Origin of the sequence: Pseudoalteromonas sp. 3D05 (genome assembly GCF_002723455.1) — a bacterium.
Lineage (GTDB): Bacteria > Pseudomonadota > Gammaproteobacteria > Enterobacterales > Alteromonadaceae > Pseudoalteromonas.
Genome location: NZ_PDUS01000003.1, coordinates 229,692 through 245,749, shown reverse-complemented (window position 1 = coordinate 245,749; position 16,058 = coordinate 229,692). Strand labels below are relative to the sequence as shown.

17 protein-coding genes and 1 pseudogene are annotated in these 16,058 nt (G+C 41.7%); 11 read left to right on the top strand and 7 right to left on the bottom strand.

The window, feature by feature from the left end:
- From ftsY to CSC79_RS05180, 6 genes are all read left to right on the top strand, one after another.
- On the top strand, nucleotides 1-1,695 hold a 1,695-nt coding region (gene ftsY, locus CSC79_RS05205; RefSeq protein WP_099294762.1), incomplete at its 5' end, for a signal recognition particle-docking protein FtsY.
- Nucleotides 1,696-1,752: 57 nt separating this feature from the next.
- Complete coding sequence (gene ftsE / locus CSC79_RS05200) at nucleotides 1,753-2,430, top strand: cell division ATP-binding protein FtsE (protein WP_099294760.1); 678 nt, start codon at nucleotides 1,753-1,755, stop codon at nucleotides 2,428-2,430.
- Entirely contained in the window at nucleotides 2,427-3,413 is a 987-nt protein-coding gene (gene ftsX, locus CSC79_RS05195) for a permease-like cell division protein FtsX (RefSeq protein ID WP_099294758.1), read from the top strand. Before ftsE ends, ftsX begins: the two co-directional genes overlap by 4 nt.
- Before the next feature lie 224 nt (nucleotides 3,414-3,637).
- Nucleotides 3,638-4,501, top strand: a complete 864-nt coding sequence (gene rpoH, locus CSC79_RS05190) for an RNA polymerase sigma factor RpoH (RefSeq protein ID WP_099294756.1) — start codon at nucleotides 3,638-3,640, stop codon at nucleotides 4,499-4,501.
- A gap of 580 nt (nucleotides 4,502-5,081) precedes the next feature.
- On the top strand, nucleotides 5,082-5,375 hold the full coding sequence (locus CSC79_RS05185) for a hypothetical protein (protein WP_099294754.1): 294 nt from the start codon (nucleotides 5,082-5,084) through the stop codon (nucleotides 5,373-5,375).
- Between the two features lie 135 nt (nucleotides 5,376-5,510).
- Nucleotides 5,511-5,882 carry a hypothetical protein gene (locus tag CSC79_RS05180; protein ID WP_099294752.1) on the top strand — a complete coding sequence of 124 codons (372 nt, stop codon included), beginning with the start codon at nucleotides 5,511-5,513 and terminating at the stop codon, nucleotides 5,880-5,882.
- 34 nt (nucleotides 5,883-5,916) lie between these two features.
- On the opposite strand, the pseudogene CSC79_RS05175 reads toward CSC79_RS05180, so the two are convergent.
- The 5 genes and pseudogenes from CSC79_RS05175 to gpmM all read right to left on the bottom strand — a co-directional run.
- Nucleotides 5,917-6,054: pseudogene (locus tag CSC79_RS05175) on the bottom strand (IS110 family transposase); the annotation flags it as partial.
- Nucleotides 6,055-6,328: 274 nt separating this feature from the next.
- Complete coding sequence (locus CSC79_RS05170; protein WP_099294750.1) at nucleotides 6,329-7,069, bottom strand: divergent polysaccharide deacetylase family protein; 741 nt, start codon at nucleotides 7,067-7,069, stop codon at nucleotides 6,329-6,331.
- Between the two features lie 60 nt (nucleotides 7,070-7,129).
- Nucleotides 7,130-8,311 (bottom strand): S41 family peptidase, encoded by a 1,182-nt coding sequence (locus CSC79_RS05165; protein WP_237113968.1) that lies wholly within the window; start codon nucleotides 8,309-8,311, stop codon nucleotides 7,130-7,132.
- A gap of 112 nt (nucleotides 8,312-8,423) precedes the next feature.
- Entirely contained in the window at nucleotides 8,424-9,563 is a 1,140-nt protein-coding gene (locus tag CSC79_RS05160; RefSeq protein ID WP_099294746.1) for a peptidoglycan DD-metalloendopeptidase family protein, read from the bottom strand.
- A 3-nt stretch (nucleotides 9,564-9,566) separates the two neighbouring features.
- Nucleotides 9,567-11,111 (bottom strand): 2,3-bisphosphoglycerate-independent phosphoglycerate mutase, encoded by a 1,545-nt coding sequence (gpmM, locus tag CSC79_RS05155; RefSeq protein WP_099294744.1) that lies wholly within the window; start codon nucleotides 11,109-11,111, stop codon nucleotides 9,567-9,569.
- Between the two features lie 203 nt (nucleotides 11,112-11,314).
- Here gpmM and CSC79_RS05150 point away from each other — a divergent pair, with 203 nt between their 5' ends.
- From CSC79_RS05150 to gpsA, 4 genes are read left to right on the top strand one after another with little or no spacing between them, the layout of a single operon-like run.
- Nucleotides 11,315-11,746, top strand: a complete 432-nt coding sequence (locus CSC79_RS05150) for a rhodanese-like domain-containing protein (RefSeq protein WP_099294742.1) — start codon at nucleotides 11,315-11,317, stop codon at nucleotides 11,744-11,746.
- A 30-nt stretch (nucleotides 11,747-11,776) separates the two neighbouring features.
- Nucleotides 11,777-12,034, top strand: coding sequence for a glutaredoxin 3 (gene grxC / locus CSC79_RS05145; RefSeq protein ID WP_099294740.1), 258 nt, complete (start codon nucleotides 11,777-11,779; stop codon nucleotides 12,032-12,034).
- Between the two features lie 47 nt (nucleotides 12,035-12,081).
- Entirely contained in the window at nucleotides 12,082-12,567 is a 486-nt protein-coding gene (gene secB, locus CSC79_RS05140; RefSeq protein ID WP_099294738.1) for a protein-export chaperone SecB, read from the top strand.
- Between the two features lie 3 nt (nucleotides 12,568-12,570).
- The gene (gene gpsA, locus CSC79_RS05135; RefSeq protein ID WP_099294736.1) at nucleotides 12,571-13,578 is read left to right on the top strand and encodes an NAD(P)H-dependent glycerol-3-phosphate dehydrogenase; all 1,008 of its coding nucleotides are present in this window, start codon (nucleotides 12,571-12,573) and stop codon (nucleotides 13,576-13,578) included.
- An 81-nt stretch (nucleotides 13,579-13,659) separates the two neighbouring features.
- Here the strand turns inward: gpsA and trmL are convergent, their stop codons facing one another.
- Nucleotides 13,660-14,124, bottom strand: a complete 465-nt coding sequence (gene trmL, locus CSC79_RS05130; RefSeq protein ID WP_099294734.1) for a tRNA (uridine(34)/cytosine(34)/5-carboxymethylaminomethyluridine(34)-2'-O)-methyltransferase TrmL — start codon at nucleotides 14,122-14,124, stop codon at nucleotides 13,660-13,662.
- A gap of 108 nt (nucleotides 14,125-14,232) precedes the next feature.
- Here trmL and CSC79_RS05125 point away from each other — a divergent pair, with 108 nt between their 5' ends.
- A complete protein-coding gene (locus CSC79_RS05125; RefSeq protein ID WP_099294732.1) occupies nucleotides 14,233-15,141 on the top strand; it encodes a cation diffusion facilitator family transporter in 909 nt (302 codons plus the stop codon).
- Here CSC79_RS05125 and CSC79_RS05120 read toward each other — a convergent pair.
- On the bottom strand, nucleotides 15,108-16,058 hold the full coding sequence (locus CSC79_RS05120; RefSeq protein ID WP_099294730.1) for an alpha/beta fold hydrolase: 951 nt from the start codon (nucleotides 16,056-16,058) through the stop codon (nucleotides 15,108-15,110). The genes CSC79_RS05125 and CSC79_RS05120 overlap by 34 nt on opposite strands.

The window sequence follows — 16,058 nt, the reverse complement described above, 5'->3', positions numbered from 1 at the left end:
CAAGAACGACTTGCTGCAGAGAAAGCAGAGGCTGAGCGTGTAGAGCAAGAACGACTTGCTGCCGAAAAAGCACACGAAGAGTTGCTCGAAACAGAGAAGGCTGAGCAGGTTCGCCGTGAGCAAGCAGAGCGCTTAGCACAGCAGGAAGAAGCAATGCGTTTGGAACTTGAACGCAAAGCCGCAGAACAATCACAACATGATGCAGAATTAGAGCAACAACGAATTGCCACAGAAAAGGCAGAGGCTGAGCGTGTAGAGCAAGAGCGCATTGCCACAGAAAAGGCGGAAGCTGAACGTGTAGAGCAAGAGCGCATTGCAGCAGAAGCTGAGGCAGAACGTGTAGAGCAAGAACGCATTGCAGCAGAAAAGGCGGAAGCTGAACGTTTAGAGCAAGAGCGACTTGCTGCAGTAAAGGCAGAGGCTGAGCGTTTAGAGCAAGAGCGACTTGCTGCAGTAAAGGCAGAGGCTGAACGTGTAGAGCAACAGCGTATTGCTGCTGAAAAGGCAGAGGCTGAGCGTTTAGAGCAAGAGCGCATTGCAGCAGAAAAGGCAGAGGCTGAACGTGTAGAGCAAGATCGCATTGCAGCAGAAAAGGCGGAAGCTGAACGTTTAGAGCAAGAACGCATTGCAGCAGAAAAGGCAGAGGCTGAGCGTGTAGAGCAAGAGCGCATTGCCGCAGAAGCTGAGGCAGAACGCTTAGAACAAGAACGTCTTACGGCAGAACTTGCTAAAGAAGAAGCTAAAAAAGCAGAAAAGCCTAAAAAAGAAGGTTTTTTCTCGCGTCTTAAAAAAGGCTTACTTAAAACCAAGCTAAATATAGGGTCTGGTTTTGCATCAATTTTTAGTGGTAAAAAAATTGATGACGAGCTATTTGAAGAATTAGAAACACAATTATTAACTGCTGACTTAGGTGTTGATACCACCATGAAGCTGATTGATAATTTAACCGATGCAGCAGATCGCAAGCAGCTAAAAGACGGTGATGCGCTTTATGAGTTAATGAAGCAAGAAATGTCCGCAATGCTTAAAACAGCAGAACAACCATTAGAGATTCCGAGTGATAAAAAGCCATTTGTTATTTTAATGGTTGGTGTTAATGGGGTAGGTAAAACCACCACAATCGGTAAACTTGCTAAGCAATTCCAAAACGAAGGTAAATCAGTGATGCTTGCTGCCGGTGATACCTTCCGTGCTGCAGCCGTTGAGCAACTGCAAGTATGGGGTGAGCGTAATGAAATCCCCGTGATTGCGCAGCATACCGGTGCGGATAGTGCCTCAGTGGTATTTGATGCCTTCCAAGCGGCCAAGGCACGTAATGTTGATGTGTTAATCGCCGATACAGCAGGGCGCTTGCAGAATAAAGATAATTTAATGCAAGAGCTTGAAAAAATAGCGCGTGTAATGAAAAAGATTGACCCAGATGCGCCGCATGAAGTTATGCTAACGATTGATGCAGGCACGGGTCAAAATGCAATTAGTCAAGTAAACCTGTTTAATCAGTGTGTTGGTTTAACGGGGATTACACTTTCTAAGTTAGATGGCACAGCTAAAGGTGGCGTGATCTTCGCGGTCGCTGATAAGTTTAATATTCCTATCCGCTATATAGGTGTGGGTGAAAGTATTGATGATTTAAGAGCATTCAATAGTAACGACTTTATCGATGCGCTGTTTAGCCAAGACGAGGACGAAGCGTAAATTTAAAAAGGGGCTTAAATCAAATTGGTTTAGGCCTTTTTTAGCTGAGGGATAAGAATGATAAATTTTCAGCAAGTCAGCAAAACATATCCAGGTGGCCACCGAGCTCTGGAAAAAGTGAGCTTTCATATCAGGCCCGGTGAGCTGGCTTTTTTAACAGGCCACAGCGGAGCTGGTAAAAGTACCTTACTTAAATTAATCAGCTTGATGGAGCGTCCGTCGGCAGGAAAAGTATTGATCAATGGCGTTGACTTGAGTGCTGTTAAATCAAGACAAATCCCTTATGTTCGTCGTGACATTGGTATTATATTTCAGAACCATCGCTTATTAGAGCGCCATACAATATTTGATAACGTAGCGCTGCCGCTGGTCATCGAGGGCACTCACCGCAAGCAAATTGAAAAACGCGTTCACGGCGCTTTAGATAAAGTTGGTTTGTTAGATAAAGTAAAATGTCACCCCTCTACATTATCAGGTGGTGAGCAGCAACGAGTAGGTATTGCACGTGCAATTGTTAATTCGCCACCATTACTCCTTGCCGATGAACCTACGGGAAACTTAGATCCAGAGTTGTCTATGGATATTCTGCGTTTATTTGAAGACTTTAATAAACACGGCACCACAGTATTAATCGCGACCCATGACTTAGGGCTGATCTCGCGTATGCGCTATCGTAGCCTGACTTTAAAAGAGGGTCGTATGAGTCAAGATCCACTGGCTGAGGCGTCATTATGAGTTTGTTATTTAAAGGGCGTCAGAGCCAGAATGAACGAGCAAAAAAATCATTTATAGCGGCTGGATATTTTTTTATTTTAAATATTTTCCGCCAAGGTATTCATAGTTTAGGTGAGATGTGGCGAACGCCCATGGCCTCGATGATGACGATTGCAGTACTGGGCTTAAGCTTAACGTTACCGGCAACCTTGTATTTAGTGGTTAAAAATGTTCAACAAATAAATAGCGGATTTGAAGAAGCAGCTGAAATTTCATTATTCGTTAAAGAGTCAATGAGCGAACAAGAAACACAAACGCTAGTGAAGCGCTTAGCGTTATACCCCGAAGTTGATAAAGTCACCTTTATTTCGAAGCAAAATGCACTCGTTGAATTTAAAGAAGTATCAGGCTTTGGCCAAGCACTAGAGTATTTAGATGAAAACCCATTACCCGATGTTGTTTTGATCACACCTACTAGCCGTCACCGCCAAGCTGATTCAGCCCGAGCATTGCTTGAAAAACTTGAAAAAGAACGTGAGGTGGACTTTGGCAAGCTGGACATTGCTTGGCTTGAAAGGCTCAATGCGCTACTTAGTCTATTAAAAGAAAGCGTCATTACTATTGCATTACTTTTACTTACATCAGTAACGCTGATTATTGGCAACACGATTCGTTTATCTATCATGGATAAAAAAGAAGAAATTCAAGTTATGAAGCTTGTAGGGGCAACCAACACCTTTATCCACGCGCCCTTTTTATGGACGGGGATTTGGTATGGCATCATTGGCGGCTTGTTTGCCTTTATTTGTGTTGCTTTAATGATGTGGTGGCTGGGCTCAGCTGTTACTGAGGTTGCGGGCGTGTACCAAACACACTTTGATTTAATCGGGTTGAGTGTGTCAGAGTTTGGTTCATTGGTGTTGCTAGCAACGATACTTGGCTTTGTTGGCTCTTACTTATCAGTGAATCGTTACATTAAAGAAATAGAACCCGATAAAGTGTAACATTAGATGTGTATCATCACTAAAAGCGTTAGGAATATAACCGTTGGGGATTTTTTCTAACGCTCTGCAAAGCTAGAATTCATCGCATATTCAGACGTTTAAAGTACAATAAAAAACATCGAAAAAATCACTTGCTTCAATCGAAAAAAAGATTTAAATTGAAGTTAGCACTCTCGGTTAAAGAGTGCTAAGATGGTTTCAAATGTTTATCACCGAGGTGAAAAATGAGTAAAGATTTATACGCAATGGCACTCACAGTTGGACAGCAAAGCGCGAGTATTGATGGTTACCTTCAAGCGGTAAGTACAATACCTATGCTAGAGGCTGAGCAAGAAAAAGAGTTGGCGACCCGCTTACAGGAAGACGGCGATCTTAATGCTGCAAAGCAACTCATCATGTCTCATTTACGCTTCGTGGCGCATATCGCTAAAGGCTACTCAGGTTACGGCCTACCACAAGCGGATTTGATCCAAGAAGGTAACATCGGTCTGATGAAAGCAGTAAAACGTTTTGACCCATCAGTGGGCGTACGTTTGGTTTCATTTGCAGTGCACTGGATAAAAGCAGAAATTCACGAATTCGTGCTTAAGAACTGGCGTATCGTTAAAGTTGCGACCACTAAAGCACAGCGTAAGTTATTCTTTAACTTGCGTAAAAATAAAAAGCGCCTAGGTTGGTTTAACCAAGCTGAGGTAGCAACCGTAGCAAATGAGCTAGGTGTAAGTGAAAAAGAAGTACGTGAAATGGAATCGCGCATGAGCGGCCAAGACATGGGCTTTGATTTAACTAGCGACGACAACGACGACGCGCCAAGCAGCACTTACTCACCAGTTCAGTACTTAACTGACGGCAGTAACGACTTAGCTGAAGAAGTTGAACAGCAGCAGTGGCAAGAACAGTCTCATACACGTTTGTTTAGCGCATTAAAAACACTCGACGAACGTTCACAAGACATCGTCAGTGCACGTTGGTTGTCTGATGATAAGGCTACTTTGCAAGAGCTCGCTGCAAAGTACAGTGTATCAGCAGAGCGTGTTCGTCAGCTTGAAAAAACAGCGATGAAAAAGCTACAAGCAGCAATGAGCTAACGCTTAACCTTGTATAAAATTTAAAAGCCCCGCATGAAAATGCGGGGCTTTTTGCGTTAAAGGGAAGCGGTAAGTCATAAGCATAAGTGGGCACCGCTATTTTTTGCCTCTTGTGAAACATGATAGAAAGAGCTTTAAGTGAGTTATTCACAAAACAATTTATAGGCGCTGCGCTTAAGAGTTATCAACGTAGGTTGGTTTAAGCGCAGCGAAACCCAACGAAAAAATACCCAATCAGCCAACACCTGTATTTTGCATTATCGGTTGTTTTGAATTGCCAAGAGCAAACGTTAAGGCGTAACTCGTTTCTGCCCCAAAATAAGTTAATTAATTGCTCTAAGGGTGGCTTTGAGCGAGCAGCAGTCATTCAGGGGGCGTTAGCTTAGTCATAATAAGAGTATGCTTTCCCTTTTTTTCACATGTTTAAATAAGCTCCATTAAGCATAATATTTATAACTGGCAATCACTTATACTATTTGTTATTAATATAAGTTCATAAAATAAGGACATTTTCACGCTAAAATAGGGAAAATGTCCTCTAGTAAAGCTGTTATAAGTAATCAAAGGATTGTAGTCATCGATGAATTTTAGAACTTTCTCAATTAAACGTTTTCTGGTTATATCTTTAATTTTTAATCTGCCCCCAATATTGGGAATAACAAAAATTGGCTTATTATTCCTGCCTTTATTGTTTTGGGTAAACATCCCAGTTTTGTGGACAGGTGTTGCAAAAGCTATGGGTGAAACGCACTTTAAAATCGAAGAGTTTGGTGCGTTACCTCAGTCGGTGACAGCTTATGTGGTTGTAATCTCATTTTGGCTTTTGTTGTCGGGCTTAATTACCGTATTTACAAGTAGAAAAAAGTCAGAGTAAATTACTTATAACAAGCTGTTAAACAAGGACAAAATACAGTTGGCTTTTGTCACTTCGTTCCAATTATAGCCAACTGTATTTTGCCTGTTAACAGGGCGCTAGGTTTAAACCATACATCGGAGTTCTGTTTTAATTATGGAAGCAGTAAAAGAAAAAAATATCGAAGTAGATTCAGTTAACGAAAATAAAGTAAAGAATGAAACTCTCACTACAGAGCTTCATTTTGAACTACTAAAACAATATGCATGGCTTTCATCTGCCGTAATTGGTGCAATTATTATACTTGTACAATTAAAGGCTGTTGAAATGGGGAATGATGTTTATATTACCTTGGGGCTTTTAGGTTTATCTATATTCTTTTCAATTATTGGGCAAGACCATATTGTTGACTCATTACTCAAAGGTAAAGATATATACAAAATATCTAAAACTTTAAAATTAATTAGAGGGGTTTCAATGGGATGTTTAGGTATAGGGGCTGGCTATTTTTCAGCTACAGTATTTTAAACCTAACAAGTGACTATGGTGCCAAATCCTAATTTTAAACCATTTTAGGATCCCACATGACACCATCTCTCACCATAGAATTTATTATCACTACAAGCTTTCGTATACAGGCAATGATGGCTACTTTTTTAGGCTTTCCTGCTGCAATCATTCGTTGATAAATGTCTTTGAATTTTGTGGAACATAAGGGGTCTGGAACAAAAGAGCTCAAATCTTGACTTCATACATCAAAGTTTGCCAATGACCGATCATGGCACAAAACCTCCCGTCGTCTCTAACTCATTTTTGTCCAAAAATGCGTTAGACTGGCCGTCATCTCATCGCTCAAAGCTGTCTATTAACTCATACCTTAAATCGTTGGGTTTCGTTGCTCTCAACCCAACCTACGGGATTATTTTAACGACGGACTATATTCTGTTTACCTAGCACCTAGCACCTAGAACCTTTTATCTTGCATTTACTGCTTTAGATTCAGCCTGTGCGAGTTGTATATATTTACGCTCTACAAGTTGTGAAAGCGGCACGAGCTCAAATCCTTGTTGTTCCAACTCAGGAAGTTTGCGCGATAAAAACTCAATGGTTTCAGGGTAGGGGTGGGCGATGGCAATGGCAAAGTTATAACGCTGGGCTTTATGTTTTAGTTCATCTAGTCTAAATTGCAGTTGCTGCTCATTGGGGATGTTGTCTAAAAATACATGACGACCTACATTTTCTACTCCGTATAAGTTTGCTACGTTTTGAGCTTGGCTTAACCCCGTAGTGCGGCTATCTAAAAAATACAGGCCTCGCTGTTTTAGTACTTCCATTGTCCATTTCATCGGGGTGCTTTTTTGAGTTAGGTCTGACCCCATATGATTATTAACACCTTTCACTTGCGGAAGGCTTGCAAGTGCATTGTAAAGCGTACTTTGTAACTGCTCTTTATTCATGTCGTTGGTTAATGCGCCAGGGCCGAGCGCTTTGCTTTGATCCAGCGCTTGCATTGGGACATGAAGTAATAGCTCTTTATTAGTCTGGCTGGCTAGTTGTGCAAATATTTGAGAAAACGGGGTGTGGGGCAAAATCGAATACGAAATTTTACCAGGAAGGTTGAGAGTTTCTAAGTCGCGTTGATGATTGCCAATATCATCAATCACAATGGCTATTTGTTTACTGTGTACATAACTAGGTAAAAGACAAATAGCCATAATTAGCAAAAGTATTTTTTTCAAATTTATAATTTTTATTATCTTTTTATTTAAGCTACATCACTTCATAGTAAGCAACTGCTTTGCTTTTAATAACTGTTGATCGGTTGGGTTATCACTAAACCACGAGCCGTTGCTGTTTCCTTGTTCATTTTTTATTATAGCGACTTTATTTATTTGTGAAAGTGTTGATTTATTAATCGCTACGTCAGGGGCAACACCTATTCCGTCGATTGACTTTCCTGAAGGAGAAAAGTATTTAGCCGTTGTTAGCTTTAAAGCCGTATTACCGTTACCCAAGGGGATTAAAGATTGCACTGAGCCTTTACCAAAGGATTTATTGCCGACTAAAGTAGCGCGTTGGTTGTCTTTTAATGCTGCGGCAAGTATTTCGGCGGCTGATGCCGAGTTTTCGTTGATCAATACAACGATAGGGGCGTCATTTAAAATATCACCTGCACTGGCTTTATAATGTTGGTTGGCATCATAAAAACGCCCTTTTGTGGTGACGATTGTGCCATGTTGTAAAAATAAATCAGCAACTGCCACAGCACTTTGTAATGTACCACCTGGGTTATCGCGTAAATCTAGCACAAGTCCTGCTAATGCTCCGCCATAGTTACTTTCAAGCTCTGCAAGCTGGCGTGAAACATCGTGTAATGTGTGGTTGCTAAAGCTATTAATGGCCATATAACCCACACCAAAGTCATACAGTGCGCTTTTAACGCTTTCAATATTTATTTCTTTACGGGTGAGCGCAAAGCTAAGAGGTTGCTGAATATTGTTGCGCTTAATGCTTAACTGCACTGTCGCTGATCCACTCTTTAAAATCATATTTGCGACTTGGCTTATATCTTTATTCGCAACTGATTGATTATTTATAGCAAGAAGAACGTCGTTTTGTTTTATACCTGCGCTATGGGCAGGGGAGTTGTTGAGTGCGTTAATAATGACAATTTGGTCGTCTTTGGCTTGTACTTCAATACCTAAACCTGTGTATCGCCCATTGGTGCTATTAAATAGGGCGTCTAGCTCATTTTCATCAAGGTATTTTGAATAGGGGTCAAGCTGATTTAATAGTGCTTCGAATTGGCGTTTATCACTAAAGCTACTTTGCAACGAAAGGTCTTCTACATAGTAAGCATGTATATTAAATAGAATTTCGTGTTGCTGTTGTTGTTTTAGCTCATTGATAGAGGTTACGGCAAAACAATTTAGGCTAAAACATACGAAAAATAGCATTAGCAAAGAATTGATGATGTTATTACTGGCTAAGTTTGTGGCTTGGCGCTTAATAGTAGGTTGTGTTGTTGGCATCAGCTGCTCCCCATTGGGTGCAGCACTGTTTAGTCAATTAAATGCGTCTGCACCATTTTACAGGATTTACTGCGCGTCCTTTGTGGCGTAATTCAAAGTATAGACCAGAATTTGCCTGTCCGCCGCTTTGCCCAACTAATGCTATAATATCGCCTTTGCGCACCGTGTCGCCAACATCTTTTAGTAGAGTTTGCGTATGACCATACAGGCTCATAAAACCTTCACCGTGGTCTACTACAATCACCCAGCCATAGCCTTTAAGCCAGTCGGCATATACAACTTGCCCGTTATGAATACTGCTTACTTGGTTGCCTTCATTAGCGCTTATTAGTACACCTTTCCAATTAATGCCGCTATGCTTTCGCTGACCAAAGCGGTGTGCGAGTTTACCTTTCGTTGGCCAATTTAAACGTCCTTTACTTGATTGTAAGCCAATCAGTTCGATAGTCTGATTTTTCTCTTTTTCGAGCTCTTGTAATGTAGTAACAAGGGTTTTTTCATTTTCTTTTAAATAGTTTATGGTGCCTTTAGTTGAATCAAGCTTCGCTTTTAATTCGCTAATATTGCTCTTTCGTTGTTTTTGCGCATCAACTAATGCTTGGTGCCGAGACTTTTGCTCTTGGTGTAATGCGATAAGGTGTTTTTTAGATTGTTCAAGTTCAGCTTGAACCGCTTCTATTTCAACCATTAACGCTTTTAATTCTTCTATTTGCTTTATGCGGGCTTTGTTAAGGTAGTTGTAGTAACTAAGGGTGCGTTCTACTTGTGCCGTATTTTGTTGATTTAGGAGCATCTTTGCGTAGTCATTGCCGCCTGACATATACGCACTTTTTAGTTGGGCAGCGAGCACGCGTTGTAATTTTTGTTGTTGTTGCTTTAATTTATTAGCTTGGCGTTGCTGTGTCGCTTGTTGTGCTTCGGTCTCTTTAATCGATTGTTTTGCAATCGAGAGCGCCTTTGCGTTCTTCGCTATATTTAGTTCAAATGCTTTTAAGGTTTGTTGCAGTTTTGCAATGTCTTTGCGCTGTGCTGCTAAGTCGGCTTCACTTTGTTTTAACGCATTTTGAATTTCAGATAGGTCTTTTTTAGTACGATCTTCATTCGCTGTTGCCGGAGCAATAGCGAATGAAGTAAGTATTAACAGACTAATAATGAACAGGTTAACACTTTTTGTCATAGCTTATTTCAATGTCATGATAGGTGTGCCAGTCATTTCGCTAGGCTGTTCCATGCCCATTAGGTGTAGCATTGTAGGTGCTACGTCACTCAGTGCTTTGCCTTCACTTGGTGTGGCGTCGCGGCCAACATAAATGAAGGGAACTGGTTCACTGGTGTGTGCTGTATGTGCTTGGCCTGTTTTTGGGTTTGCCATTTGCTCCGCGTTACCATGATCTGCTGTAATAAGTGCCTCGCCACCAAATTCATTAAGCGCAGCTACTACACGGCCAATACAACTATCAACTGCTTCACAGGCTTTTACTGCGGCTTCAAATACGCCTGAGTGGCCAACCATATCGCCATTAGGGTAGTTACAGATTATAGCGTCGTATTGTCCGCTCTTAATGGCTTCGACGAGTTTGTCGGTGAGCATTTCTGAGTTCATCTCAGGTTGTAAATCATAGGTAGCTACTTGAGGTGATGGGATCAGCTCGCGGGTTTCGCCATCAAATTCATCTTCACGGCCGCCACTGAAAAAGAAGGTCACGTGTGCGTATTTTTCTGTTTCGGAGATACGCAGTTGGGTTTTTCCATTTTTCTCGAACCATTCTCCTAATACATTAACAAGCGGTTCAGGAGCAAATGCCGCAGGCGCATCAATGTCAGCGGCGTATTCTGTTAGCATAACAAAGCCACTTAGCTCAGGCGCTTTTTTCTTGGCAAAGCCATCAAAGTCTTTATCAACGAATGCGCGGGTCATCTCGCGAGCACGGTCGGCTCTAAAGTTTAAGAAAATAACCGTATCGCCATCATTGATTTGAGCTGCTTGTTGGCCTTCTGCTGCAATTGTTGTTGCGGCAACGAATTCATCATTTTCGTCGCGCTCATAAGCGGCAGTTAGCGCCTCAATACCGTTAGCGTAATTATGCTGGGCAATGCCACTAACCATTAAGTCATACGCTTGCTCAACACGGTTCCAGCGGTTGTCGCGGTCCATTGCATAGTAACGGCCTACAATTGAAGCCAAGCGGCCACAGTTAAGCTCGCTAAATAAGGCTTCAACACGCTCTATTGATGCTTGGGCACTGCGTGGTGGTGTATCACGGCCATCTAAAAATGCGTGGAAGTAGACTTCTTTTGCACCTCGGTTTGCTGCCATTTTGATTGCAGCAACAATGTGGTCTTCATGGCTATGAACGCCGCCTGGGCTTAAAAGACCCATAAGATGCACTGCTTTATCTGCGTTAATTGCTTTGTCGATATTTTCAACAAGCGTTGGGTTGTGCTCAAACTCACCGTCGTTAATTGATTTGGTTATGCGTGTGAAGTCTTGATAGACGATGCGTCCTGCACCTAAGTTAACGTGGCCCACTTCAGAATTACCCATCTGGCCATCAGGCAGACCAACATCTAAACCAGACCCTGAAATTAATGTATGTGGGCGGGTTGCCCAAAGCTCATCCAATACAGGCGTGTTTGCTGCTAGGATTGCATTGCTTTGAGTGTCTTCGCGGTATCCCCAACCATCTAAAATCATTAATACGAGAGGTTTTTTATGCTGTGTCATTGTAGCTCCTGAAATTTGCAACCTGTTGGATGCTTAGCATACCGTGTTTTTGCTTGTGGATCAGCATTCAAATCAGGATATTAAAATATTTCACTCTCTGGTAATTTTTCATCAAGCACGTATACTTGCGAGGCTAGATTATAGCCCTGTTATTAATAACCCCAGCGCCTTTGGTGCGGGACAATTTTCATAGTGGAAGTCGTATGGAACAATATATTGAATTTATCGGAAATCATCCGATTTTAAGTTTAGCGTGGGTCGCTTTAGTTGCGCTAATTGTGGGTGGGTGGTTTAAAAGTAAATTTTCAGCAATCCGTCAAATAAACCCGCAACAGTTAACGTTACTAATTAACCGTGAAGACGGCTTAGTTGTTGATATACGTGCACAAAAAGAATTTAATAATGGGCGTATTGCAGGCGCTGAGCATTTAAATCCTGAAAAAGCTAAACAATCTGACTTTTCAAGCCTTGAAAAGCATAAGAGCAAACCCATTATATTAGTATGTACAACTGGCATGACCGCTTCAGGTATTGCTACAGCTATGCATAAAGCTGGGTTTGAGTCGGTTTATGTTTTATCCGGTGGTATGGGCGCATGGCAAAGTGCAGGCCTACCAACCACAACAGGTCGTTAATAAATTTAACTGGCCGATAGAGGAATTAGTATGAGTAATGTTGTTCTATACACCAAAGCGTATTGCCCTTTTTGTCAACGCGCTTTTGCATTGCTTGAAAGCAAAGGCGTGACGTTTAAAAATATTGATATTGGTGTACAGCCTGAGCTTCGCGCTGAAATGATAAAAAAAGCAGGTGGCGCAAGCACAGTACCGCAAATCTTTATTAATGATGAACATATCGGCGGTTGTGACGACATGATGGCTATTGAAGCTCAAGGTAAACTTGATGCTAAATTAAACGCTTAAGTTAATTAACGTATTTATTATAAAAACGATTAAAGTTAGGAATTACAATGAACGAAGAAAATCAAAACGTAGCCGCTCAAGAAGCTGGCGCACAATTTAGCATTCAACGTATTTACACAAAAGATGTGTCTTTTGAAACACCAAACTCTCCTGCTATTTTCCAAAAAGAGTGGACACCAGAAGTTAAGTTAGACCTTGATACGCGTTCGAATAAATTAGATGAAGGTTTATACGAAGTCGTGCTTGCATTAACTGTAACAGCTTCTATCGGTGAAGAAACTGCGTTTTTATGTGAAATCCAACAAGCGGGTATCTTCACTGTAGGCGAAGTTGAAGAAATGCAATTAGCACACATGCTAGGTGCTTTCTGCCCTAACGTGTTATTCCCGTATGCACGTGAAGCTGTTTCTAACTTAGTTAATCGCGGTACATTCCCACAGCTTAACCTTGCACCAGTTAATTTTGATGCATTGTTTGCTCAGTACATGCAGCAGCGCGCAGCGCAAGCTGATCAGGCAACTGCAGACGCATAATTTATGAGTACAGCAAATTCAGCTGTTACTGTATTAGGGGCGGGGTCTTATGGCACCGCCCTTGCTATTTGTTTAGCCCGAAATGGTCATAAAGTGACACTTTGGGGACGCAATAGCGACGACGTTGCCACGCTTGCAGCTGAGCGGAAGAATCAACGTTACCTACCCGATGTTACTTTCCCTGACACTCTTCACCTTGAATGTGATTTGCATCGCGCAGTTTGTGATAGTCAAATTATTTTGGTTGTAGTGCCTAGCCATGCATTTGGTGACACATTGCAACAAATCAAACCGTCGTTACTCGAAGGTGCTGAGGTTGCATGGGCTACCAAGGGGTTAGAACCCAATACTGGTCGCTTATTACAAGAAGTTGCACAGCAAGAGCTGGGTGATGACGTGCCTTTAGCTGTGGTTTCTGGACCTACTTTTGCTAAAGAAATGGCAATGGGCTTACCTACAGCAATTTCTGTGTCATCAACTTCACCTGCTTTAGCAAAGCAATTAGCAGATTTACTGCATTGTGGGCGTTCATTTAGGGTGTATAACAATAACGACTTTATTGGTATACAGCTTGGTGGTGCGGTTAAAAACGTTATCGCTATAGGTGCGGGAATGTCTGATGGCTTTGGTTTTGGCGCGAATGCGCGAACCGCGCTTATCACACGTGGCTTGGCTGAGCTTTGCCGTTTAGGGTGTGCGCTTGGAGCAAAGTCAGAAACGTTTATGGGCATGGCTGGTCTTGGAGATTTAATTTTAACCTGCACAGACAATCAATCTCGTAATCGTCGCTTTGGTTTAGCGCTAGGCGGAGGTAAAGGGGTGGATGCTGCTATCGAGTCGATAGGACAGGTAGTTGAAGGGTATCGCAACACCAAAGAAGTGTATTTACTTGCGCAGCGCACCGGCATTGAAATGCCTATTACAGAACAAATCTATAAAGTTCTTTACGAGAATAAAGACGTTAAAGAAGCCGCAATGGCATTGCTAGGTAGAGAGCAAACGTCTGAATAGTGTTTATTTTTTAAAAGCCAAAAGCGCGATTTTATATCGCGCTTTTTTAATCTTTAGAGAAAAGCGGCTATAAGCAACACCTTATTCTGCGTTAGGAAATCCAAGCTGACGCCACGATTCATACACAAATACCGCAACAGCATTTGATAAATTCATACTGCGGCTATTTGCCTGCATTGGAATACGTACCCGCTGCTCTCCAGGTAATGATTGTATTAGTTCATCAGGAAGGCCGCGTGTTTCAGGGCCAAAAACAAGGCTGTCGCCTGCTTCGTATTGTGCTTGGTGATGAAATTGACTGCCCTTCGTAGTACAAGCGTAGACTTTTTTTGGTTTGCACTTTTCTAAGTAGGCTTCAAATGATGCGTGACGCTGCACATTGCTAAACTCATGATAGTCTAAGCCAGCTCTTTTAACGCGTTTATCATCCCACTCAAAACCCAGTGGCTCAATTAAGTGAAGTGAAAACCCTGTGTTAGCACAAAGGCGTATAATATTACCGGTATTAGGCGGAATTTCAGGTTGGTATAAAACGATATCGAGCATGGATGTGCCTTATTAGAAACTAATTTTTACTCATGTGAGTATACACTAAACGTTTTAAAAAAATGATATACTCTTAGCTATAAGAGCGGCTTACATATAGGTAAAAAAGTGCATCATCGCAGTTATGAATTTTGGGTTAAAACGGCCAGCGTAGTGACGATGGTTATGGTTAGCCTCATGATAGCCACCAAATGCTGGGCATGGTTAGCGTCAGGCTCAGCGTCTATGCTTGGCTCTCTTACTGACTCTTTAATGGATATAACCGCTTCTGCGATGAGCTTTTTAGTGCTTGGGTATGCCCTTCGCCCTGCTGATGACGATCATCGTTTTGGTCACGGTAAAGCTGAGGCTTTAGCGGGGTTAGGGCAAGCTGCCTTTATTGCAGGTTCAGGGTGTTTACTTGCGTTTCACGGTATTGAGCGTTTATTTAACCCCGTTAAATTAAGTCATTCAATGCTTGGAGTTTGGGTCAGTGCGTTTGCAATTTTGTGTACACTCGTGGTGGTGTTTGTGCAAACTAAAGTGATTAACCATACAGAGTCCATTGCTATAAAAGCAGACTCTGTGCATTACAAAGGCGATTTGATTTTAAATGCTGCGGTATTAATTGCGATTTTACTAGCAGGAAATGGCGTACAGTATGCAGACCCTCTATTTGCAATAGGTGTTGCAGGGTATTTACTTTATAACAGTTGGGATATTGCAAAACAGAGCGCAGATCATTTAATGGATAAAGAGCTGCCCGATGATGAAAAACTTGAAATAGTTGCAATTGCCAACAGCCATAAAGATGTTTTTGGTGTACACGATGTAAGGACGCGCCAAGGTGGTAAAGTTAAATTTATACAAATGCATTTAGAGCTTGAGGATACGTTGCCACTCATTAGGGCGCACTATGTGGCCGATGAGGTCGTTGATATGATTCAGCAACAATTTGATTGTGAAATGGATGTTCTTATCCATCAAGACCCATTATCATTGAGTCAGGTTGACGTTACTGAATCACAAAACTCGTAAAAGCGCGTTAATACAGCTTTACGAATGCTGTCTTGTTCAAAAAGGAGCTCATGTTTAGCATCGCTAAACGTTTCTAAAATTGCATTTTTTTGTAAGTGTGTAATGTTCTGTTGAGCTTTATTGTCAACCACGGTATCTAATTGCGCGCTCGCAATAAAGAGGGGAATAGGGAGTGTTGAATTTGGCGCGTCTTTAATAAATTTAAAGGCCGCATTTAACCACCCATATGTAACCCCCCCTAACTGTACGCTGGGCTCTTGCTGGTAAATCTGTCTAAATAATTGGTAGCGAACTTCGCTGCTTGTTAAGGTGTTTTGCGCAAATGTTTCTGGTTTATAGTTGCCTTGACCCAATGCGTATAATTTATTTAAACCCATAAAACAGGCTATTTTTGCGACTAGTTTAGCAATTGGTTTTGGTGTGCCTTTAGTGTAAATATCAAACATAGGTGCTGATAAAAATACGCCACTGTAGTTATTGTCAAATTGGGTTAAAAAATTAAATGCGATTGCTCCGCCCATTGAGTGACCAAGCATTACTTTTTTACCTTGCCAGTGCTGCGCTATAATTGTTGAATCAAATATGGCTAAATCATTAGCGTAATCAGAAAACACATTAACAAAGCCCTTATGCGGGTTTCTTAATGCGCGGTATGAGCGCCCCTGGCCTTGATGATCCGCAATGAAGACGGCGTAGTTATTGTTATATAACTCCCATATTAACTCTCTGTATTTATCTAACCCTTCAATACGCCCTGAGCTTATTACGATTGCTGTGTGAGCTTGTTTGGGAATTGCATAGCCATAGTATAAGTTGCCACTAGGAGTTGCTAAGTGTTGCTTAGTTACCTGTTGAGTAAAAAAGTCGTCAATCTGCTTTTGCTGCTCAAAAAGAGTGTGTTCAGTGCTATAAAACAT